The sequence below is a fragment of the Photobacterium alginatilyticum genome (assembly GCF_009910675.1).
GTDB lineage: Bacteria > Pseudomonadota > Gammaproteobacteria > Enterobacterales > Vibrionaceae > Photobacterium > Photobacterium alginatilyticum.
Genome location: NZ_RSEJ01000008.1, coordinates 134,612 through 155,590, shown reverse-complemented (window position 1 = coordinate 155,590; position 20,979 = coordinate 134,612). Strand labels below are relative to the sequence as shown.

At 48.8% G+C, this 20,979-nt stretch carries 20 protein-coding genes; 12 read left to right on the top strand and 8 right to left on the bottom strand.

Annotated features, from left to right (window positions below):
* Positions 1–68: 68 nt before the first annotated feature.
* From rsmS to dinG, 5 genes are all read right to left on the bottom strand, one after another.
* On the bottom strand, positions 69–239 hold the full coding sequence (gene rsmS, locus EIZ48_RS09910; RefSeq protein WP_160650555.1) for a pleiotropic regulatory protein RsmS: 171 nt from the start codon (positions 237–239) through the stop codon (positions 69–71).
* Positions 240–316: 77 nt separating this feature from the next.
* Positions 317–1,252 (bottom strand): histone deacetylase family protein, encoded by a 936-nt coding sequence (locus tag EIZ48_RS09905; RefSeq protein ID WP_160650554.1) that lies wholly within the window; start codon positions 1,250–1,252, stop codon positions 317–319.
* Positions 1,253–1,255: 3 nt separating this feature from the next.
* Positions 1,256–1,807, bottom strand: coding sequence for a primosomal replication protein (locus EIZ48_RS09900; protein ID WP_160650552.1), 552 nt, complete (start codon positions 1,805–1,807; stop codon positions 1,256–1,258).
* A 14-nt stretch (positions 1,808–1,821) separates the two neighbouring features.
* On the bottom strand, positions 1,822–2,595 hold the full coding sequence (locus tag EIZ48_RS09895) for a sulfite exporter TauE/SafE family protein (RefSeq protein ID WP_160650550.1): 774 nt from the start codon (positions 2,593–2,595) through the stop codon (positions 1,822–1,824).
* Between the two features lie 28 nt (positions 2,596–2,623).
* The gene (dinG, locus tag EIZ48_RS09890; protein WP_160650548.1) at positions 2,624–4,702 is read right to left on the bottom strand and encodes an ATP-dependent DNA helicase DinG; all 2,079 of its coding nucleotides are present in this window, start codon (positions 4,700–4,702) and stop codon (positions 2,624–2,626) included.
* A gap of 536 nt (positions 4,703–5,238) precedes the next feature.
* On the opposite strand from dinG, the gene EIZ48_RS09885 reads away from it, so the two are divergent.
* Positions 5,239–6,234 carry a porin gene (locus EIZ48_RS09885; RefSeq protein WP_160650546.1) on the top strand — a complete coding sequence of 332 codons (996 nt, stop codon included), beginning with the start codon at positions 5,239–5,241 and terminating at the stop codon, positions 6,232–6,234.
* A 104-nt stretch (positions 6,235–6,338) separates the two neighbouring features.
* Positions 6,339–6,977, top strand: coding sequence for a YccT family protein (locus EIZ48_RS09880; protein WP_160650544.1), 639 nt, complete (start codon positions 6,339–6,341; stop codon positions 6,975–6,977).
* Between the two features lie 110 nt (positions 6,978–7,087).
* Here EIZ48_RS09880 and EIZ48_RS09875 read toward each other — a convergent pair whose 3' ends face one another.
* The gene (locus EIZ48_RS09875) at positions 7,088–7,453 is read right to left on the bottom strand and encodes a conjugal transfer protein TraR (protein ID WP_160650543.1); all 366 of its coding nucleotides are present in this window, start codon (positions 7,451–7,453) and stop codon (positions 7,088–7,090) included.
* Between the two features lie 400 nt (positions 7,454–7,853).
* Here EIZ48_RS09875 and EIZ48_RS09870 point away from each other — a divergent pair, with 400 nt between their 5' ends.
* The 6 genes from EIZ48_RS09870 to EIZ48_RS09845 all read left to right on the top strand — a co-directional run bounded on the left by EIZ48_RS09870 (position 7,854) and on the right by EIZ48_RS09845 (position 13,921).
* Positions 7,854–8,261 carry a YbaN family protein gene (locus tag EIZ48_RS09870; protein WP_160650541.1) on the top strand — a complete coding sequence of 136 codons (408 nt, stop codon included), beginning with the start codon at positions 7,854–7,856 and terminating at the stop codon, positions 8,259–8,261.
* Between the two features lie 201 nt (positions 8,262–8,462).
* Positions 8,463–9,008 carry an adenine phosphoribosyltransferase gene (apt, locus tag EIZ48_RS09865; protein WP_075768269.1) on the top strand — a complete coding sequence of 182 codons (546 nt, stop codon included), beginning with the start codon at positions 8,463–8,465 and terminating at the stop codon, positions 9,006–9,008.
* A gap of 114 nt (positions 9,009–9,122) precedes the next feature.
* Complete coding sequence (gene dnaX, locus EIZ48_RS09860) at positions 9,123–11,399, top strand: DNA polymerase III subunit gamma/tau (protein ID WP_160650539.1); 2,277 nt, start codon at positions 9,123–9,125, stop codon at positions 11,397–11,399.
* A gap of 64 nt (positions 11,400–11,463) precedes the next feature.
* Positions 11,464–11,793, top strand: coding sequence for a YbaB/EbfC family nucleoid-associated protein (locus tag EIZ48_RS09855; protein ID WP_160650537.1), 330 nt, complete (start codon positions 11,464–11,466; stop codon positions 11,791–11,793).
* 3 nt (positions 11,794–11,796) lie between these two features.
* Positions 11,797–12,399, top strand: coding sequence for a recombination mediator RecR (gene recR, locus EIZ48_RS09850; protein WP_075768272.1), 603 nt, complete (start codon positions 11,797–11,799; stop codon positions 12,397–12,399).
* A 493-nt stretch (positions 12,400–12,892) separates the two neighbouring features.
* Positions 12,893–13,921, top strand: coding sequence for a porin (locus EIZ48_RS09845; RefSeq protein WP_160650535.1), 1,029 nt, complete (start codon positions 12,893–12,895; stop codon positions 13,919–13,921).
* Positions 13,922–14,001: 80 nt separating this feature from the next.
* On the opposite strand, the gene EIZ48_RS09840 is transcribed toward EIZ48_RS09845, so the two are convergent.
* On the bottom strand, positions 14,002–14,550 hold the full coding sequence (locus tag EIZ48_RS09840; protein ID WP_160650533.1) for a regulatory protein ToxS: 549 nt from the start codon (positions 14,548–14,550) through the stop codon (positions 14,002–14,004).
* Positions 14,541–15,407, bottom strand: a complete 867-nt coding sequence (locus EIZ48_RS09835; protein WP_160650531.1) for a winged helix-turn-helix domain-containing protein — start codon at positions 15,405–15,407, stop codon at positions 14,541–14,543. The genes EIZ48_RS09840 and EIZ48_RS09835 overlap by 10 nt, the downstream gene beginning before the upstream one ends.
* 199 nt (positions 15,408–15,606) lie before the next feature.
* On the opposite strand from EIZ48_RS09835, the gene htpG reads away from it, so the two are divergent.
* The 4 genes from htpG (at position 15,607) to EIZ48_RS09815 (ending at position 20,869) form a co-directional block, all read left to right on the top strand.
* A complete protein-coding gene (htpG, locus tag EIZ48_RS09830; protein ID WP_160650529.1) occupies positions 15,607–17,508 on the top strand; it encodes a molecular chaperone HtpG in 1,902 nt (633 codons plus the stop codon).
* A 177-nt stretch (positions 17,509–17,685) separates the two neighbouring features.
* Positions 17,686–18,330: an adenylate kinase gene (gene adk, locus EIZ48_RS09825; RefSeq protein WP_075768277.1), complete on the top strand. Its 645-nt coding sequence runs from the start codon at positions 17,686–17,688 to the stop codon at positions 18,328–18,330.
* A 125-nt stretch (positions 18,331–18,455) separates the two neighbouring features.
* Positions 18,456–19,430, top strand: coding sequence for a ferrochelatase (gene hemH, locus EIZ48_RS09820; RefSeq protein ID WP_160650527.1), 975 nt, complete (start codon positions 18,456–18,458; stop codon positions 19,428–19,430).
* Between the two features lie 134 nt (positions 19,431–19,564).
* The gene (locus EIZ48_RS09815; RefSeq protein WP_160650525.1) at positions 19,565–20,869 is read left to right on the top strand and encodes an inosine/guanosine kinase; all 1,305 of its coding nucleotides are present in this window, start codon (positions 19,565–19,567) and stop codon (positions 20,867–20,869) included.
* Positions 20,870–20,979 lie beyond the last annotated feature (110 nt).

Sequence of the window (20,979 nt, the reverse complement as noted above, 5' to 3'; positions counted from 1 at the left end):
GCAGGCTGCAGCTGGAATCGCAGGCTATTTTGTCGTCAGACAAATAGTAAAGGTGTGAGTGTTAGAGGCTATTGGTCTTTATTTATCTTTGTTTTGAGATCTTGAGCCACAATTTCTAACGCCGATAATGCAACCTCAGGCGGTATTTCATTAGTTTCAAGTAAGTAAATAAGATCAACAGCCAGTTTAATATCTGCTGGAGCTTCTTCGAGTGATGACGGTGAATTATCGTTTGTCATTATTACTTTCTCTCTTAATTTAGAGCTTATACGATTATTTACTATTCGGTTATCGCTTTGGTGTGAATTGAGCAAAGCTAATTCAGCAATATTACCCTGAATGATAGACTTTTTCTTGCGGCATGAACTAATTGGGCGTGCAGTTCGACCAGTTGCTGATGATCTTGCCGGTATCCGCCACCGACGACTGCGGCAATAGGTATGTCGGCTTGCTGGCAACGGTTGAGTACCAGAAGATCACGGCGGTAGATGCCATCAAGGCAGACATCAAAATAGCCCAGTTCATCATGCTGGTGGATATCGACACCGGCATCATAAATGATGAAATCAGGTTGGTGCTGGGCCAGAGCCAGATTCAGGATAGATTCGAAAGTCTCCAGGTATTCGGTGGTTGCCGTGTGTTTGGGCAACGCCAGGTCGATATCGGAAGCAGGCTTACGCGCCGGGAAATTTTTGTCGCAGTGAACGGAAAACGTAATGATGTTGTCATCGTCGCGGAGCAGGGTGGCCGTACCGTCACCCTGATGAACATCACAGTCGATAATCATCACTTTGTCGATATTATCGAGGGTAAGGGCGTGTCTGGCCGCCAATGCCAGGTCGTTGACCAGACAAAAACCACTGCCAAAATCATGATGCGCATGGTGATAGCCACCACTGAGGTGGATACCGATCCCATATTGACTGGCCAGATCGACGGTTAATTTGGTGCCGGCGGTAGACGTTAATGTCCGATTGACCAGCTGCTGGCTCCATGGGAAACCAATACGGCGCATTTTAGCCGCGGGCAGGGCATTGCTAAACAATGCTTCAATATAAGCGGGGTGATGGAGCGCTTTCAGTTCATCGACACCAATCACTTCTGGCTGGCAGAACAGGATCTCGTTGTCTTGATCGAGTTTCATTTCGTCAATCAGATACTGATACAGGCGGCGGTACTTCGAGATGGGGTAACGGTGGCCGTCCGGCAGCTCAAGCTCTGAATAGATAGGGTGATAGACCAGGGGCAGCATCTGTTATCCTTTCCGTTCCCGATGGCTGATATCTTTTTCAATTTTGGCAAGGGCCGTCCGGCAGCGTGTCAGTCTTCCTTCGAGCGCTAACACTTCTTTTTGCAGTTTTTGCTGTTCCGTCATCGTTGTACACCGGCTTAGCAGCATTTCCTTGTCTCTTTGCATCGCTGCAAGCCGCCGCTCCCAATCTTGGTGCTGGGCTAAATCCTGATACATTTCATGAATAGGGCGTCGCCAACCCCGGTTGCGCTTGGGTTCGTTTTTACGCACTTGCACTGTGGCGAGTTCACGCTGGATAGCCTGAATTTGAGCGACGACTTTTTCACAGATGTGCTGGGTCCGTGATGCCAGTAATTTACCGGTTTTCCGCTCGTTTCTCAGTGCGGTAATTTCACTGCGCACTTCTGTTACACAAGGAGTCAGTAGTTTACTGCGACAGAAAAAAAGCTGTTCATCAAATAAAGGGCGTTGTGCCTCCCCCCGCTTACGATCAATTTGCGCAGCGTCTTGTGCCAGTTGTTCCAGTATATCTTCTAACCGTTTAAGATCAGGCATAATTCCTTCCTGTTCTAGAACCAGGCTTGCCAGGCAAGCTTGACAGCCAGCACAATAACAACGGTGACGAACACCGGACGGATAAATTTGGCTCCAAACCGGATAGCTGAATGTGCGCCGATATAGGCCCCTAGCATTAAGCATACGCCCATTGTCAGGCCGAGCGCGAAATTAATATGACCAAGAATGGCAAAGGTGACCAGCGAGGTTAGATTGCTGGTGAAGTTCATCGCCTTGGACAGTCCGGATGCCATTAGGATATCGAGCCGATAGAGCGCCATGTTGGAGACGGTCCAGAAGGCTCCGGTTCCCGGCCCGGCCACGCCATCATAAAAGCCAAGTGTGGTGCCCTGGATCCATTGTTTCCTGGTCAGCTTCTTACATGGCGTAGGAAGGTGATGAGAATTCCCCTTCGGGTGCGGGTGCCAGATGGTGTAGACCGCGACGGTCAGAATGATCAGCGGCAGAACTTTTTCCAGCCAGGCAGTGCTGATGAGATCCACAACCAGAGTACCGCTGATTGCGCCGATTAGGGTTGCGACAAACGACATCCGCCAAAAAGCCGGCGAGAATAACTGCTTTTTATAATACGTCCAGGCTGCGGTTGATGAAGCAAAGGTCGCAGCCAGTTTATTGGTTCCAAGTGCGATATGCGGGGGCAGGCCGATTGAGAGCAGAGCGGGAACAGTCAGCATTCCTCCTCCTCCGGCGACGGCATCAATAAACCCGGCAGCTAACGCTACAAGACCAAGTATGATGAGCATACTTGGTTCAATCATTTCTATCATTAATCGTTATTCTTGGTTTAAGTATTATTTAGGCGTATTCAATGACACGTTTAAAAGGCGGTAATGAATCAAGTAGTGCCTTACCGTAGCGACGGCTGATCACCCGGCGGTCGAGCAGCACGACTCTACCAGAATCCTCTTCTTTGCGCAGTAGGCGTCCTGCTGATTGGATCAGTTTTTTACTGGCTTCCGGTACCGAGATTTGCAGGAAGGGATTGCCACCCCGGCTTTCAATATACTCGGCATGAGCCTCTTCTACCGGTGAAGTCGGAACTGCAAAGGGGATTTTGGTAATAATCAAATTGGTAAGTAAACCTCCAGGTAAATCAAGCCCTTCAGAAAAACTGCCGGTACCGAAAAGAATGCTGGCTTTACCTTTTTGACAGTTTTCTTTATGTTTTTTTAGAGTGAGATTTCTTGATTCTTCACCTTGTATCAACAGCTCCCACTTGTTTTTCTTCATCAGTGGCCGTAATGCTTCCGCAACCTTGTTCATCTGCCAATATGAAGAAAACAGCACCAGGCTGGCCTTTTCGCCTTCGAGATATTCCGGCAGGGTTTTGATCAAGAGATCGGTGAACTTGTCGGCCTGCGGTTCAAGCGACATGGCCGGGATGACCAGACGGGCATTGTTCTGATAGTCAAACGGTGAAGCCAGTGCCAGAAAGCGTGTGCTCTCTTTCTCAAAGATACCTGCCTGGCGACAGAAGTAGTCAAATTGGTTCAATGCCCTGAGGGTGGCTGATACTAAAATGGAACCGGCTGCACGGCTCCAGAGCAGCTGATCCAGCCGGTAGCCGACCTCGAGCGGGGAAACTTCAATGATATAGTCTCCCTCGCGATCGGGGTTTTTCTCTATCCAGCGGGCTAACGGGGCACCCTTGTCCTTGTTGGGTTGGGCCATCAGGGACCAGACTTTCTCCAGGTTTTCCAGCCGCTGTAAGTAAAATCCGGACTCGGCAAGTGCCTGCTCTCCCAGCCTGGGAAGTATCTCGTTGTCCTTGGTTCGCTCGGCGATAAGGTCATGGATTTTTCCAAGTGACTGTAATGCCTTCTTGCTGGCTTCTTTGCAGCTTTTCGCCTCCTCGACTAGCCAACTGGGAAGTTCACCGTGTTCAAATCGATAAATACCGTCCTGGTTAAACTGGCTCGGGTCGATATTGGCTGCAATTTGTCTCAGTGTCGGTATCAGATAGCTGATGGTTTCATTGAGGTTGGTTTGGAAACGCCCTGATTTCTTATAATCCGCCAGCTCAGCCAGTTTGCCTACAGATTGATTGAGTTTCTCCAGCCAGGTGGCCGCACCTTTGAGGCTGGCTGCTGCCGAGGAGAAGTCTCTGGCCACCTGGGGCAGGTGATGGGCTTCATCAATGACATAAATGGTTTGCTCGGGCTCTGGCAGGATAATACCGCCGCCAAGCTCGATATCGGCCATCAGCAAGGCATGGTTGGCCACAATGACATCGGCTTTTTCAAGGTGTTCGCGAGCCTTGGCAAATGGGCAACTACGGTGCTTGGGGAGCCCAGCATGGCAACTATGCTTGTCAGCGACGATTTGTTGCCAGACGCGATCAGGAACAGCTGTTGGCCAGCTGTCACGGTCACCGTCCCATTTCCGCGTTTCAACAGCTTTCAGCATCCGCTTCAAAAGTTCTAAATCTGACTTTTTAGGTTTTTCTTCCCATAGCGCAACCTGTTGATCAGTATCGGTAATACAGCACGCTTCTAGCTTATGGGTGCAGCAGTAACGTTGCCTGCCCTTGGCCAGGATAAAACTGAACTCTTTAGGAAAAATTTGATTAAACAGTGGCAGATCTTTGTTGATGAGCTGTTCCTGAAGCGCCACCGTTGCGGTTGAGATCAGTATTTTCTTGTTATTGAACAGAGCAAAAGGGATACCGCCCAACAGATATGACAGAGATTTACCGATCCCTGTACCGGCTTCTGCTACCAGCATACGGTGTTTGGGGTGGTATTCGCCTGCCAGTGTTTTGGCTATTTCAGCAACCAGATAATTCTGTGCGCGTCTGGGGATAAAGTTATCTAACTGGGCACCCAGGTTCTCATAGCATTGTTTGATATCACTTTTTATCTGGCTGTGTAACATAACTGAAACTTAATAAGGACAGGGGTTGGCATTATAGCACGAACCTCTAAATGTGAGCGGTAACGTGTTCTGAACAATTTTATAAAAAAAGTGGGATCTTAGTCACGAAATAAGATTGAACCTAAACTGAACGGCTTAGCTAGTTGTTTATAAACAAGGGATTAACCACTGAACCGGACTCTGCTTGGTGTTTTATCCTGTGTTGTGTGATTTTTTTGCTGTTTTTAGGTTTTTTGTGTTGTTTTTTGTTTGGAGTGAAAAAATGGCAAGACCGTGTTGCGGTGCATATTGGTGATGAATAAACAGCCAGTGGTGGTTGTAACTACCTGATTTTTAATTGTTTTGAGTTTTTTTGATGTTCTTTTTAGATGATTTGACACAGGGATAAATGTTCTGTCAGGATGAGCCCACAAGTTACTTACCTTCGGTTTTTATCTTTCTTTATGTTATGAGGGGATTAGAAGCCGGAGGATTATAAAGAAAAGGAATTCTGGAAACAGGAATTCCAGTCTAAATAAGAAAAGGCAGTGGATATCATGAAAAAGACACTTCTAGCACTAGCAGTACTAGCAGCTGGTTCTGCGCAAGCAGGCGTAAACCTATATGACTCTGAAGGCGTACTTGTTGACGTTGCTGGCGCAGCTGAAGTTCAGTACTTCCAGGGTTATTCAGCGAACAGTGATGCGGCATTCCGTCTAGATGATGGCGATCTAGCGTTCAGCACTACCGTTCCTGTATCAAATAACTTGAATGCAGTTGCAGCTATGGCGTTCAAATTTGAAGATGCTGGCCAATCAGAAGCTGGCGTTAAAAATGACGAGCTTTGGGTTGGTTTCCAAGGTGACTTTGGTACATTTACTTTTGGTCGTCAGTACCTAATTGCGGATGATTCTGGCATTGGTAAAGACATCGAACTAGGCGGTGACGGTATCGATTTTGTTCAGGCTCAGGGTGACCAGACCATCAAGTATGTGTTTGATAACGGTCAGTTCTATGCAGGCGTTTCTGCTCTACTAAAAGAAACTAACCCTAAAGGCAACGCTGACGAAACAAAAATCATCGATGGTCGTCTAGGTGCACGCTTCGGTGACTTGGACGCACGTGTATATCTATACTCTGGTGATGACGTAAGTTCTGACAAGTTTGACATCTTTAAAAATGCTAAAGGTGAAAAACAACCAGTTGACATCGATGGTGCTCAGCTAGAAGCTGAATACATCATGGGTGCATATGCGTTTGCTGCATCTTTCGGCCAGGTTGATTACGAGCTAGCTGCAGATACAAGCAAAAAAGTTGAAGCTGATACAGCGGCACTAGCTGGTTCTTACACTATGGACAAGACTACATTTGCTCTTGGCTACACATACTGGAGCCCTGAAAGTTCAGCTATGACTGTTGAAGACGCTAACGTTTTCTACGGCAACGTAACTCAGCAACTACACAGCAACGTAAAAGTATACGGCGAAATCGGTTACTCAGACGTAGACGATGCTGAGTTCGGTTACGTAGCTGGTATGGAAGTTTCTTTCTAAGATTGATTATTTCTTAGAGTTCTTCTTGAAAAAGCCGCCTTTAATGGGCGGCTTTTTGCTATCTTATCGCTATCGAGAAACTTGGTATAAATTCAAGGGTTGAAATGAAGAAATTAGTTGGATTAACGCTAGTGTTGCTTTCTGGTGGGTTGCAGGCTGCAACAGTGTCGAGCAGTAAAAATGTCGAATTACTTGTTGTCGATGGCAAAAAAGTGCAGTCATCTATTTGGTCATCTACGGAATCGGTCGAACTTCAGCCAGGCAGGCACCAGATTGTGGTTCGTTTTGATGGTGAGCTGAAAAACGGCTCCAAAAAGACAATGTATACAACTCGTCCATACTTGTTTGAGATGGATGTGCCAGATGATGATGTGACGATCACCTTACCTCGTTTGACGACGCTTTCGCAGGCGAAAGCGCATTTTAACCGTGGCGTACAGTGGCAGCTTGAGTCAAGTGACGGCTCAACATCTTTATTGCCATATGTTGAGTTAGAGGGGAAAGGCTTCGGGGCATTTAAGGACATGGAAGCACTGGTGGCAGACTATAACCGTCAGCATGGGATCACTTTTGAGCAAGGCTACGCCGTCAATCTTGAACAAGCCGCTGTTGAAGTGAGTGAACAGGGCGAAGTGACGATCTCTGGCGATGCTTTGGCACAGTTGAAACTCTGGTATGTCAAGGCAAATGCAGAAGAAAAAGCTGCCTTTTACCAGTGGGCAAAAGCACAAGATGCGCAGTGATCGATAATTGTTTATCGCAAGCTAATGTAACGTATAGCTAGCTAAGCTGATTGCGGGATGCTGGGCCAGCCGCCAATGGTGGCTGTTATGTTTTATCCCGCCAATTTACGTTACTTATCATGGTGATAGCGGCTATGGGCGCGACATGAATGACATCGCGGCTGAGCCGGGTCGGCCTGAAGCTCTTCAAGTTCAATTTCTTCCTCACAGTCCACGCACAGCCCATACATGCCAAGTTTGATTGAGCAGATGGCAGCATCGACTTTTTCCATTTTCATCGCCAAATCAAACAGGTTTGGAATGAATGAGGATTTTGCCATCACGATGAGCTCATTGAGATCGGCCTGCTCAATGGCTGTCGCCGAAGGGACAAGAGTATTTAGCAGCATTTCATGCTTAAGCTCTTTGGCTAACTGAGTATGTTCCTGCTCCAAATGCTCTTTTAGCTGTTGGTAAGTACGCTCTGACGTTGTCATATCTCGGTATTATGTTTATAAGTGATAAATTTAGTCTAAGACGGTTTGATAGTTTGATTGTGATTTGAATCAAACCTTTATAGAGTAATGGGCAGAATAACCATAAATTCCATCGGTTTTTGTCGCTTTCATGATCCGCTATAGTGATTTTCGCTCAAGATCGGCAGCCAAAGAAGCTGCTGACAATAAGCAAGTCAGCTATATATACTCAATAAAGGAAGCGTACCATGGAACACGGTTTTAAAGACCCGTATAGTTTTAAATATTTTGTTGGTTTTCTCGTTGCACTGGCACTGCCAACACTACCGGCAAGTTTAACCTGGTTGGGAATACTGAGCCTATAGTATCAGCGACTGATGCCTGGGTTGGTATTCTATCCCGACCGGTAAGGAAGGGGGAGATGAAAAACATCATTAAACGAGCCATCTTGTTAAGTATTGGCTGGTTGTGTGTTGTTCTCGGTGTCTTGGGCATTTTCCTGCCTTTGCTGCCGACGACCCCTTTTTTGCTACTGGCCAGCGCCTGTTTCATGCGTGGCTCGCCCCGCCTCAGCCGCTGGCTTCATCAACATCCGCACTTCGGCCCGGTTCTGCAAAACTGGCATGATAACAGAGCGGTCTCAAGAACGGTCAAGCGTCGGGCAAATATCACCATAGTGCTCAGCTTCTCTCTGTCTATTTATCTGGTGCCCTTACTATGGCATAAAGTGATGCTGATGGGGATGGCTACCCTGTTGCTGGTTTGGTTCAACCGGTTGCCGGTGGTAGATAACTCACGCTTTTCAAACGCACCTGTAGGTAATAAGTAAGTCGTTGCTTACGAGTCCGGCAAGATGTAAACGATATCTATTGATTCATGACAAAGAACCCTTGGTATTAGTTGCTCCCGCCTGTGAAAATCAATACTATTTGCTCCGGAATTTATTTGCCTGCTGCCGAGGTTTGTCCCTGCGCCAGGCTTTTTAACAAGCGCTACAGCACTTGCGTAAGATGGTGCACGGAAAACGATTATGACTCAAGAAAAACTAGCTTTGATCAAGCGTAGCATTAAATCTATCCCGGACTACCCGAAGCCAGGTATTTTGTTCCGAGATATTACCAGCCTGATGGAAGACCCTGCAGCTTATAGCGCAACGATGCAAGTGCTGATCGAGCAATACAAAAACAAAGGTATTACGAAAGTAATCGGTACCGAGGCGCGCGGCTTTTTGTTTGGTGCCCCGCTGGCACTCGAGCTGGGTGTTGGTTTTGTGCCGGTTCGCAAACCTGGCAAACTGCCTCGTGAGGTGATCGGTGAAAGCTATGAGCTTGAATACGGTCAGGATACGCTAGAGATCCATGTCGATGCGATTAGCGAAGGCGACAAGGTACTGCTGGTTGATGATTTGCTGGCTACCGGCGGCACCATTGAAGCGACAACCAAACTGGTTCGCCGTTTGGGCGGTGTGGTTGAAGATGCCGCGTTTGTGATCAACCTGCCAGAGCTGGGTGGTGCAGAGCGTCTGGAAGGCATTGGCCTTAACGTATACAGCATCTGTGACTTCGACGGTCACTAATCCCTGTAGCCAGTATCAATCTGGCTAATCATTGGGCGCTCGCCGTGGCGCCCTCTCGCTCAAAAATCCTCCCTGTGCTAGCATTGAGTTCTTGATTCTGTAAGGTTAGTAAACATGAGTTATCAGGTTCTGGCACGGAAATGGCGACCACATCAATTTGAGGATGTTGTCGGCCAGTCCCATGTCCTGACGGCGTTGGCCAATGCACTTGCCCACAACCGTCTTCACCATGCCTATTTGTTCAGCGGCACCCGCGGAGTGGGTAAAACTACCATTGCCCGTATTTTTGCCAAAGGGCTGAACTGTGAGCAGGGGGTGACATCCACACCATGCGGTCAGTGCGAGACCTGCCGTGAGATCGACGAAGGCCGCTTTGTCGACTTGCTGGAAATCGATGCGGCATCACGGACCAAAGTCGAAGACACCCGTGAACTGCTTGATAACGTTCAGTACAAACCTGCCCGTGGCCGTTTCAAGGTTTATCTGATTGACGAAGTGCATATGCTCTCTCGTCACAGCTTTAATGCACTATTGAAAACCCTTGAAGAACCGCCGGAATACGTCAAGTTTATCCTGGCTACGACCGATCCCCAGAAGCTGCCGGTGACGATTTTGTCACGTTGCTTACAGTTTCACCTGAAACATCTGGATAATGCCCAAATTCAGTCCCAGCTGGAAAAGGTGCTAAAAGAAGAGCAGGTGGAACATGATTCTAGAGCCTTGAGCTTGCTGGCCAGAGCGGCGGAAGGCAGTATGCGTGATGCCCTCAGCCTCACCGATCAGGCAATAGCCCTGGGTAATGGCCAAGTTCAGGCCGAGTCTGTTTCGGCCATGCTGGGAACCTTGAATACCGAGCAGGCGCTGTACCTGCTTGAAGCCATGGCACAGGGTGAGGCGCAATCTGCAATGGCATGCCTGGAAGAGCTGGCGGGTGTCGGTGTCGAGTGGGATAGCCTACTGAGCGAGCTTGCCGCTCAGCTACACCGTGTCGCTATGTATCAGGCGCTGCCAGCGTCGTTGGATGAAAGCGCTCCCGATGCCGAGCGTGTTATTGCGCTGAGCAAGCACGTATCGCCCCAGGAAGTGCAGCTGTGCTATCAGATTGCCTTGCAGGGTCGCCAGGATCTGGCCTATGCCCCGGACGGTCGTACGGGACTGGAGATGGTGCTGCTGAGAATGCTGGCTTTCCGACCGCTTTCGGGTCAGGGAAGCAGTGCTCAGCCGATTCATGTGCCGACTGCAGAGCCTGTTACACAGCCCCAGAGCCAAGCGCCACAAGGCCAGCAGGGTATGCAACGGGTGCAGGCTCTGAAAGCGCAGATGAGCGCTGGGCAATCTCATGCGCCGGTACAGCCGCAACCAGTAGCTCCGGTCCAGCAGTCGCCACTGCGTACTGTTGTTGAGCCAGTGCCGCAAGAGCAGGTTCCATCATATCCGCAGGGCGGGAATCCACAAGGCAGTCCTGCGCAAATCGGCCATCCGCAGAATAGTAATCCACATCAGGGAAGCTCTCAGCCATCTATGGCGGTACCTCAACATGCTCCGCAAGGTTATGATGCTGCTATGCAAGAGCCTCGGCGGCAGGAGTTGCGTCAGGAAAGGCCTTCTGCGCAACAGCCTGAGGTTGCTCAGCCACAGGCCCAACCGTCATCGGCAGCAACAGGGTTGTTGGCGGCAAGGAACAAGCTGAGAAGCAAGAGCAAACGCGGCCATGAGGATCATCCTGCTGCAAAAAAGACTGAATCGGCGCCAGCTAAAAAAGTCGCAACCAATGTGCTAGACCGCATTGCTACCAAGCACAATGGTCAGTCAGCTCCGTCTGTCGGAGTATCCGCGATGCCAGCGCCGGGAGCTGCCGAGAAACCAGTGAGCAAGTCGGATGAAGAATACCGATGGAAACCAATGGCTCAGCCTGAGCCAGAGGCGGTAAAGCAGGAAGTGGCACCTGCGATGCTGAAGCGCGCGCTAGAGCATGAAAAAACGCCAGAGATGGCGAAATTGCTTGTCAAAGAAGCGGCAAATCAGGATAGTTGGTCAGATTTAGTGACTAAGCTAAATGTAGGGCGAATGGTCCAGCAATTGGCATTAAATTCAGCGTTTGAGCAACACGATCAACAAGTGACTTTGTTCTTACGCCAGTCTCAACGACATTTAGATAGCCCTAAGGCCAGAGAGCAGTTGGCGCAGGCTATCGGTGAATTGCTTGGTATGGAAATCGAATTATCGATTGAGCTCGGTGAGAAAGGGTGTTCGCCGCTAGAGTGGCGAGAGGGGCTCTATCACCAGAAGCTTGATCAGGCAAAGCAAAGTTTAATGAGTGATCCTAATGTGAACTTTATCTGCCAGCGCTTTGCTGCTGTACTTGATGAAGAGAGTATTAGGCCGCTGTAATACAGTCGGTTTGTATTACGATATAGCAAAATGAATTTCAACCAGACCAATAGAGAGAGAGTATATGTTTGGTAAAGGTGGTATGGGCAACATGATGAAGCAGGCGCAGCAAATGCAAGAGCGCATGCAAAAGATGCAAGAAGAAATTGCAAACATGGAAGTCACTGGCGAGTCCGGTGCTGGCCTGGTAAAAGTGACTCTGACTGGTAGCCACAGTGTACGTCGCGTTGAGCTGGATGATAGCTTGATGGAAGACGATAAAGATATGTTGGAAGATTTGATCGCAGCAGCATTTAACGATGCAGCGCGCCGCATCGAAGAAGCGCAGAAAGAGAAAATGGCAAGCGTAACAGGCGGTATGAACCTACCTGCCGGCTTCAAGATGCCATTCTAATCAATGCGCACCAGTCAATTACTGGAACAACTGATGGAGGCCTTGCGTTGTCTGCCTGGGGTTGGCCCCAAGTCGGCTCAGCGCATGGCCTTCAGTTTGTTGCAGCGTAATCGTCAAGGCGGTCTGCAACTGGCTGATGCCCTGAGTAAGGCGATGACCGAAATAGGTCACTGCCAGAGCTGTCGTACCTTTACGGAAGAGGATGTGTGCGCGATTTGTGCCAACCCTCGTCGTCAGGAGAACGGGCAGATCTGCGTGGTTGAAAGCCCGGCGGACATTGTTGCCGTTGAATCAACGGGGCAGTTTTCGGGGCGTTATTTCGTGCTGATGGGGCACTTATCCCCGCTTGACGGTATTGGTCCGTCAGATATTGGCCTCGATACCCTGGAATTTCGCTTGCAGAACGAGCAGATATCAGAGCTTATTCTGGCGACGAATCCGACAGTCGAGGGCGAGGCAACGGCGCACTATATTGCAGAGCTGTGCAGTGAGTACTCGATCCCAGCTACCCGTATTGCACACGGTGTTCCGGTCGGCGGTGAGCTAGAGCTTGTTGACGGGACGACATTGTCACACTCCATTGCCGGACGACATAAGCTCTATTAGTCGGTTTGGCTGATTTGATAATCGTCTGAACTTGATAAATACCAACTTACAGGTTAAATCTGGAGTTGGTATTTTTTTATCTGTCTTCAGCAGTACCAGTCCCTTTTATTCGCCCGGCGAATGCCTTTTGTTTTATTATCATTGCGTTTATTTGTTTTTTGCATATAGCGGGTTAAATTAACGTCTAAATGTTTTATTTTTAGCTGGTTCAGTAATTTATAGTCGCTTTTAGTTTTTACCTAAACTTATTTTCTAACAACATCTAGATAAATAATTTTTAAGGCTGTTTTTCTTCATAACACTCTGATTTTCGGTATTTAATATTGTCATCTCGGACAGAGCAGAAATGCCATGGAAGTTACCCGAATGCACCTGTTTATTACGGTTAAGCGTAATGAGAAAGCTCTCGGCTAGCAAAGGCAAGGGATCAAAATATAAATACCATCACCTGACATATAGCAAACGGGCGTATGCAGGTTATTAGGAGTTGGACATGAAAAAGACAGTTGTAGCAACAGTCATTGGTTCTGTTGTTGCTAGTGCATCAGCAATGGCAGCAGAAGTATATAAAACAGATGAGCTTTCAGTTAATGCCTACGGTAACCTGCGTGCACGCTATGAAACAACCGATAACGGCCATATGGGGGCGGACAGTACGTTTACCGGTGAGGGGACGGAGCTTGGCCTGGGGGTTACTTACTTCCTGGACAATAACATGTACGTCAACGGCGATGTCATGTATGAAATGAATATTATCCCGGAAGATGGCGACGGTAACGATGATGATAATTTCCTGAAATTCGGCTCGGTGGCGATTGGCGGTGACTTCGGCGAGTTCCGTATCGGTCGTATGTCGGCAGTTCAGGATACTTTGGCCGGTCAGTATGATATCACCTGGGAGTATGGCGGTACCGCAAACATCAAGGAGGATGCGTTTGCGACCGATCGTCTTACCAATGGTATTCAGTACAAGGTTGATGTTAACAGCCTGAGCATCATGGCGCAGTACCATACCGGTGATGAAGGAGTTGATGCAAACGGTGTGGCAGATCCGGATCTGGGTGAGCTAGGCATCGACCAGGCGTATGCCTTGGGTGTGGCTTGGGCCTCTGACTTCGGCCTTGGCTTATCGGCTACCTATACCTACTCTGAGCGTACAGAGAAAGATATGACCTATGGTGGTGATGACGATACCTCCTGGACGCTGAACGCCACGTATGCCTACCAGGCGTTGTCGGTGGCAGCAATGTACTCTGACTATGACTTCGCCGGCGAGGAGAGAACCGGTATCGGTGCGATGGCTCGCTACGATCTGCCTGTCGGTGTCGGTTTGTACGGTGTCTACGATTATGTCGACTACGATACCCAGGACGATAAGCTAAACCAGTTCACTATTGGTGCTGACTACTGGTTAAATGACAGCGTTGTCTCGTACGCAGAATATGCCGATCAGAGCTTTGACGAAGAAGTTGCCGGCAGCGATGACAGTGCATTCACGATTGGTATGAGAGTGTACTTCTAAGCTGTAATTTGAAAGGAATGTTCATTGTGGTTGGGGGAAGCGAGCGCTTCCCCCCTTTTTGATCTAACCGTAATATAGCTTTACAGCGAGTAAAGAATACTCGAACCGTAAGTCAGGCTGGTCAGCAATAGCGACTTCTTATTGATGATATCAATACGGCGGCTTTGCTGGGCATCCATTCGGAATACCTGTTTGACAATCGTCAGATGGTGGCTCTGGAAGTCTTTGTTCTGGCCTGAGGTAATGTCCTTGAATTCAAGCGGTTCGGTAAGCAGGTAGCCCCCGCTGATGTCCCATCTCCCCGATTCGGAAATGTGCAAGGTAAGTGGCTGCTCGCTTTCGCTAAAGAGTTTGAGCAAGGTTATGCGCGAGTAGGTTTTATTGGGCAGGTAGACAACATGGCTGCTTTGCTCGACACGGCGTAGCATTCCTAGTTGTTCCAGTTGCATGGCTTCAATCCGGCTGACAGACATTGACTGCCACTCACGGGACATGAGCAACTGTTCCTGCTTGTAGTCGCTGGAGAAATAGAGCCAGGCGCTGAAAGAAGTCGATAATGCCAAAACGATGAACGCCCAGTACTGTCGGCAGAAACCCGGAAAGTGGCTGTATTTAGTTTTTACTGACATAGCTTGGTATTATCCTCGTGGCTAGTAAGCAATCGCAGGGTAACGTTTTCACCCGGTACCGAGGTGCCGTGAATGTAGTTCAGCCATAACTGGTTGCTTTGCCCCCCCGTGGCAATGACTTCTAACGGTCGCTCATCCCCCTGATGGTACTCAAGATAGGTCTCTACACAGCTCGAAATCAGTGTTTTCCACTGCATCAGATCTGGGTGATTTTTGGGCGTCAGCACCTGAACGCCGTTAACAGTCAGCAACGGCTTGAAGGCCTCTGACTTTGGCGGAAAGCTTAAATTCACCAGCAATGGCAAGAAACAGGCAATCATCACTGCCACAACTTTCAAGATGGCAATTTTCGATGGCTTGTTGTTTTCTACCGTATCATTGTTCTTGTTCGATGGAGTCGCGTTCGGTTCGGCAATCGCACTTTGCTGCGCGAGCGTATCCATGCCAGTCACGGAGGTGACGGCTTCAGCATCAGCGTGAACGAGTGGCGCTTCGGCAACTGCTGGGCTGTCAGCCATCTCGTTGACATTGGCGATCATCTGATAGCCGCGTTTAGGCACGGTCTTGATAAACTCCGGCGATTTCGTTGAGTCTTTCAGCGCCTTGCGAAGTGTCGAGATGGCCTGGGTCAGGCTGGAGTCATCAACTTCGAAGCCTTGCTCACGCCAGACATAGTCATGCAGGCGGGTACGGGTGATGATCGCACCGGGATCTTCAATCAGCAGGCTTAATGCTCGGCTTTCATTGCTGCCGAGTCGGGTGAGCTCATCGTTTTCAGATTGGTCGATTAAGCTATTGTCATAAGGGTCAAAGAGGAATCTCTGACCAATCAAATACTTATTTGATATTTTATTCATTTTTAGCACCAATGGTACAGTTGAGCTGATTATATAGCATGAATTCCCTGAATCATTTCTGAATGTAAATTTTTAAAAGGGCGGCTGAAAAAATATAAATATTATAAAAAGCGCATTTTAGGTTGAAAAACCGAACTTTGGCCATATCTATGAAATGAATTGATATAGATTACGTAATACGACTAGTTACGGAGTTGAAATGAGCGAGCAAAATATCCATAAAAATAAGGAAACACGTGGCTTTCAATCGGAAGTAAAGCAGCTTTTACATCTGATGATCCACTCATTGTATTCGAACAAAGAGATCTTTTTACGTGAGTTGATTTCTAATGCCTCTGATGCGGCGGACAAGCTACGCTTTCGCGCCCTGTCGCAGCCTGATTTATATGAGAAGGATGCTGAGCTAGGCGTAAAACTGTCGTTCAATGCTGATGCCGGCACCCTGACTATCCATGACAACGGTATCGGTATGACCCGCGATGATGTGATTGAGCATCTGGGGACGATTGCCAAATCAGGCACCAAAGATTTCTTTGCCAAGCTTAGCGAAGACCAGTCAAAAGATTCCCAGTTGATTGGCCAGTTCGGTGTCGGTTTCTATTCATCTTTCATTGTGGCCGACTCGGTGACAGTGAATACCCGTGCGGCAGGTGTCCCTGCCGATCAGGCTGTATGCTGGCACTCTAGCGGTGAAGGCGATTATTCGGTCGAAGATATCGAAAAAGCGAGCCGTGGTACCGAGATCATTCTTCACCTACGAGAGGATGAGAAAGAGTTCCTGAGCGAGTATCGTCTGCGTGACATCATTGGCAAATACTCTGACCATATTGGTATTCCAGTCTTTATCCAGACCGCAGAGCGTGACGAGGAAGGCAAGGAAACGGGAACCAACAAATGGGAGCAGGTCAACAAGGCCCAGGCGCTTTGGACCCGCAACAAGTCAGAGATCAGCGAAGAAGAGTATAAAGAATTCTACAACCATGTCTCACATGACTTTGCCGAGCCGCTGGCGTGGAGTCACAACCGCGTCGAGGGTCATCAGGACTACACCAGCCTGCTGTATATTCCATCGAAAGCACCGTGGGATATGAATAACCGTGACAGCAAGCACGGCCTGAAGCTGTATGTTCAGCGCGTCTTCATTATGGATGATGCCCAGCAGTTTATGCCTTCCTACCTGCGTTTCATGCGTGGTCTGATCGACTCGAATGATTTGCCGCTGAACGTATCGCGTGAAATCCTGCAGGACAACAAGGTGACTCAGGCATTGCGCAAGGCATGTACCAAGCGTGCTCTGACGATGATGGAGCGGATGGCGAAAAATGATGCCGAGAAGTACCAGACATTGTGGAACGAGTTTGGCCAGGTGCTAAAAGAAGGGCCTGCCGAAGATTTTGCCAACCGTGAGAAAGTCGCTAACCTGCTGCGCTTTAGCTCAACGCACAACGAAGTGGCCGAGCAGACTGTTTCGCTGGCCGATTATGTTGAACGAATGAAAGAAGGTCAGGATAAGATTTACTTCCTGACGGCAGACAGTTTCAGCGCAGCCAAGAATAGTCCGCACCTGGAGCAATTCCGTGCCAAGGGCATTGAAGTTGTTCTGATGCACGATCGTATCGATGAGTGGTTGATGGGTCACCTGCCTGAGTTTGACGGCAAGCAGTTCCAGGCAATCACCAAAGCCGATCTGGATCTGTCCAAGTTCGAAGACGAGGAAGAGAAAGAGAAGCACAAGCAAACTGAAGAAGAGTTTAAGTCTGTGGTTGAGCGGACGAAGAGCTACCTTGGTGATCGTGTGAAGGATGTTCGTACCACGTTCAAGCTGCAGGATACACCGGCTGTTGTGGTGACCGATGAAAACGAAATGGGTACGCAAATGGCTAAGCTGCTGGCAGCGGCGGGGCACGATGCGCCTGAGGTGAAATATATCCTTGAGCTGAACCCTGAGCACGCCCTGGTCAACAAGATGGCCGATGAACCTGATGAAGAGGCATTTGGCCGCTGGGTTGAAATGCTGCTAGGTCAGGCAATGCTGGCAGAACGTGGTTCGATGGACGATCCGTCTCAGTTCCTGGCCGCTGTTAACAAGTTGCTGGCATAAATTTGCTAACAGGTATCGATGTGACTAAGGTCTTATCGATTCTATTGTCAGCTTCAAATAGTATTCTGATAAAGCATGTAATCCAGGCTCGGCAATAGTGCCGGGCTTGCGACTGCGGGCTAATCAGTGTATTTTTCTGTTTTTTGAAAAACTCCATCTTATTTAAAGGGGATCAAGATGCGCATCATTCTTCTGGGCGCTCCAGGTGCAGGTAAAGGTACTCAGGCACAATTCATCATGGAGAAATTTGGTATTCCTCAAATCTCTACTGGTGACATGCTACGTGCGGCGATCAAAGCTGGTACTGAGCTAGGTAAGCAAGCGAAATCAGTAATTGACGCTGGACAGTTGGTGTCTGACGATATCATTCTTGGTCTGGTTAAAGAGCGTATTGCTGAAGACGATTGTGCAAAAGGCTTCCTGCTAGACGGCTTCCCACGCACAATTCCTCAGGCTGACGGCCTGAAAGAAATTGGTGTAGCTGTTGACTATGTTATCGAGTTTGACGTTTCTGACGATGTTATCGTAGAGCGTATGGCTGGCCGTCGTGCCCACCTGGCTTCAGGTCGTACTTACCACACGGTATACAACCCGCCGAAGGTTGAAGGCAAAGATGACGTAACGGGTGAAGATCTTGTTATCCGTGAAGATGACAAGGAAGAGACAGTACGTGCTCGCCTGGGTGTATACCACGACCAGACTTCGCCTCTTATTGCTTACTACGGCAAAGAAGCAGAAGCAGGTAACACTAAGTACCTGAAGTTTGATGGTACTCAGCCTGTTGCTGCAGTAAGTGCTGAACTGGAAAAAGCACTGGCTTAATCGACGTTTCGCCTCGAATCAAATAAACGGGTTAGCTTTAGGGCTAACCCGTTTTTTATATGCATGATTTTATTAAAGCTGATAAAGTTAAGCCGTCAGCGCATTATTAAAACGCGAAGGAAAGTATGAGCGAAAAAAATAATAATTACGGAGTATTGCTGGTTAACCTGGGGACGCCGGACGAAGCTTCGCCTGCCGCCGTTAAACGCTTTTTATCTGAATTTTTGCATGATCAGCGAGTTGTCGATATGTCTCGCTGGTTATGGTGCCCAATCCTTCATGGCGTTATCCTGCCGATACGCTCACCGAAAGTCGCTAAACTATACCAGTCTGTCTGGATGGACGAGGGGTCACCCCTGATGGTGTATTCCCGCCGCCAGCAGCGACAGCTGGCTGAAGTCCTGCAGGTGCCTGTCGAGTTGGGAATGACTTACGGTAACCCCTCGCTTGCAAGCGGTTTGGAGAGCCTGAAACAGCAAGGCTGTCATAAGGTACTGGTTCTGCCGTTGTATCCGCAGTACTCACAAACCACAACCGCTGCGGTTTTCGATAAAGTGGCAAAGGTGCTCAAGTCCCACCCGGAAATACCTGAACTACGTCTTGTGCACAACTATTTTGATCATCCCGAGTACATTGGTGCGCTGGCAGAGTCAGTGACAGAGTTTTGGGATAGTCACGGCAAGCCGGATTACCTGTTATGTTCCTACCATGGCATTCCCAAGCGCTACGCCGATAACGGTGATCCGTACCCGCAGCACTGTAATGGTACGACTGCGTTGCTAGCGGAAAAACTTGGTTTGCCTCGCGAGCAGATGAGTATGAGCTACCAGTCCATTTTCGGCCGGGAAGAATGGTTAAAGCCTTACACCGAACAAACTATCTCGGAGCTGGCCCAAAAGGGGATAAAGCGGCTGGATGTGATGTGTCCGGCTTTCTCTGTCGATTGCCTTGAGACGCTGGAGGAGATAGCCGAGCAGTGCAGGGAAACCTTTATCGAGGCGGGCGGAAAGGAGTTTAACCTGATCCCGTGCCTGAACGATAACCCCGCGCATATTGCAATGATGGCGCAGCTGGTCAGGCAAAATACCCAGGGCTGGTAAAGCCGTGTACAAACTGTACCTAAAACTTTCCTCTTAAAAAGTTGAAGCTCTCAAAAACTGTGAGAGCTTTTTCTTTTCTGTTCTATATTCTGTGATAGAATTCGCAAAATTTTCCCAACAGACAGCTCATTGACATGAAATTTCCAGGCCAACGAAAATCTAAGCATTACTTTCCCGTACATGCCCGTGATCCTCTTCTGAGTCAAGCCAAACAAGAAAAGCGCCTAACACGCACTCACGTAGTGGGTATCGACCAGACTCTGGTAGATATCGAAGCGTGTGTTGACGATGCATTCCTGGAACGTTATGAGCTAAGCAAAGGCCACTCTTTGGTAATTACCGATGAAAAGGCCGAAGCACTGTATCAAGAGCTGAAAGAAAATGACCTGATCAGTCACGAATTTGCTGGTGGTACGATCGGTAATACCCTGCACAACTATTCTGTACTGGCGGATGATAAATCCGTATTGCTCGGTGTAATGAGCAAAGATATCGAAATCGGCAGCTATGCCTACCGTTATCTTTGCAATACCTCGAGCCGTATGGATATGAACCACCTTCAGCCTGTACATGGCCCAATCGGTCGCTGTTTTGCGCTGATCTCTAAAGAGGGTGAGCGGACATTTGCGATCAACGAAGGTCGAATGAACCAGCTCGATCCGAACAGCATTCCAGAGACGGTATTCGAAAATGCTTCTGCTTTGGTACTGACCGCTTATCTGGTGCGTTGTAAAGAAGGCGATCCGATGCCGGAAGCGACTATGCGTGCGATTGAGTATGCGAAAAAGCATGATGTACCTGTGGTACTGACGCTGGGTACTAAGTTTGTTATTGAAGACGATCCGCAGTGGTGGCGTGATTTCCTCCGCGACCATGTGACGGTTGTTGCGATGAACGAAGATGAAGCTGAAGCACTGACTGGCGAAGCAGACCCGCTTGTGGCTTCTGAGAAAACCCTGGAGTGGGTGGATCTGGTACTGTGCACCGCAGGCCCTGTCGGTTTGTATACTGCAGGTTACACCGAAGATGATGCGAAGCGCGAAACCAGCTTGCCGCTGTTGCCGGGTGATATCCCTGAGTTCAACCGTTATGAGTTCAGCCGCCCGATGCTGAAGAAAGAATGTGAGCAGCCATTGAAGGTCTTTTCTCACATAGCACCGTACATGGGTGGCCCAGAGCGCATCAAAAATACCAATGGTGCCGGTGACGGTGCACTGTCAGCCCTGCTGCACGATATGTCAGCTAACCGTTACCACAAAGAGAATGTGCCTAAATCAAGCAAGCACCAGCATAACTTCCTGACCTACTCGTCGTTCTCGCAGGTTTGTCTGTACTCGAATCGTGTAAGCTACGAAGTGCTTGCACAGCACTCTCCACGTCTGTCCCGTGGTTTGCCAGAGCGTGAAGACAGCCTGGAAGAGGCATACTGGGAGCGTTAATCCCCAGTCTCGAGATGCTAGTATCGAGTTTTGAGAAAAACCGCCGGAAGGCGGTTTTTTTATGCCTGCATTTTGTGAGTTAACCCCTCCCAGCCTCCCCTTGAAAAGGG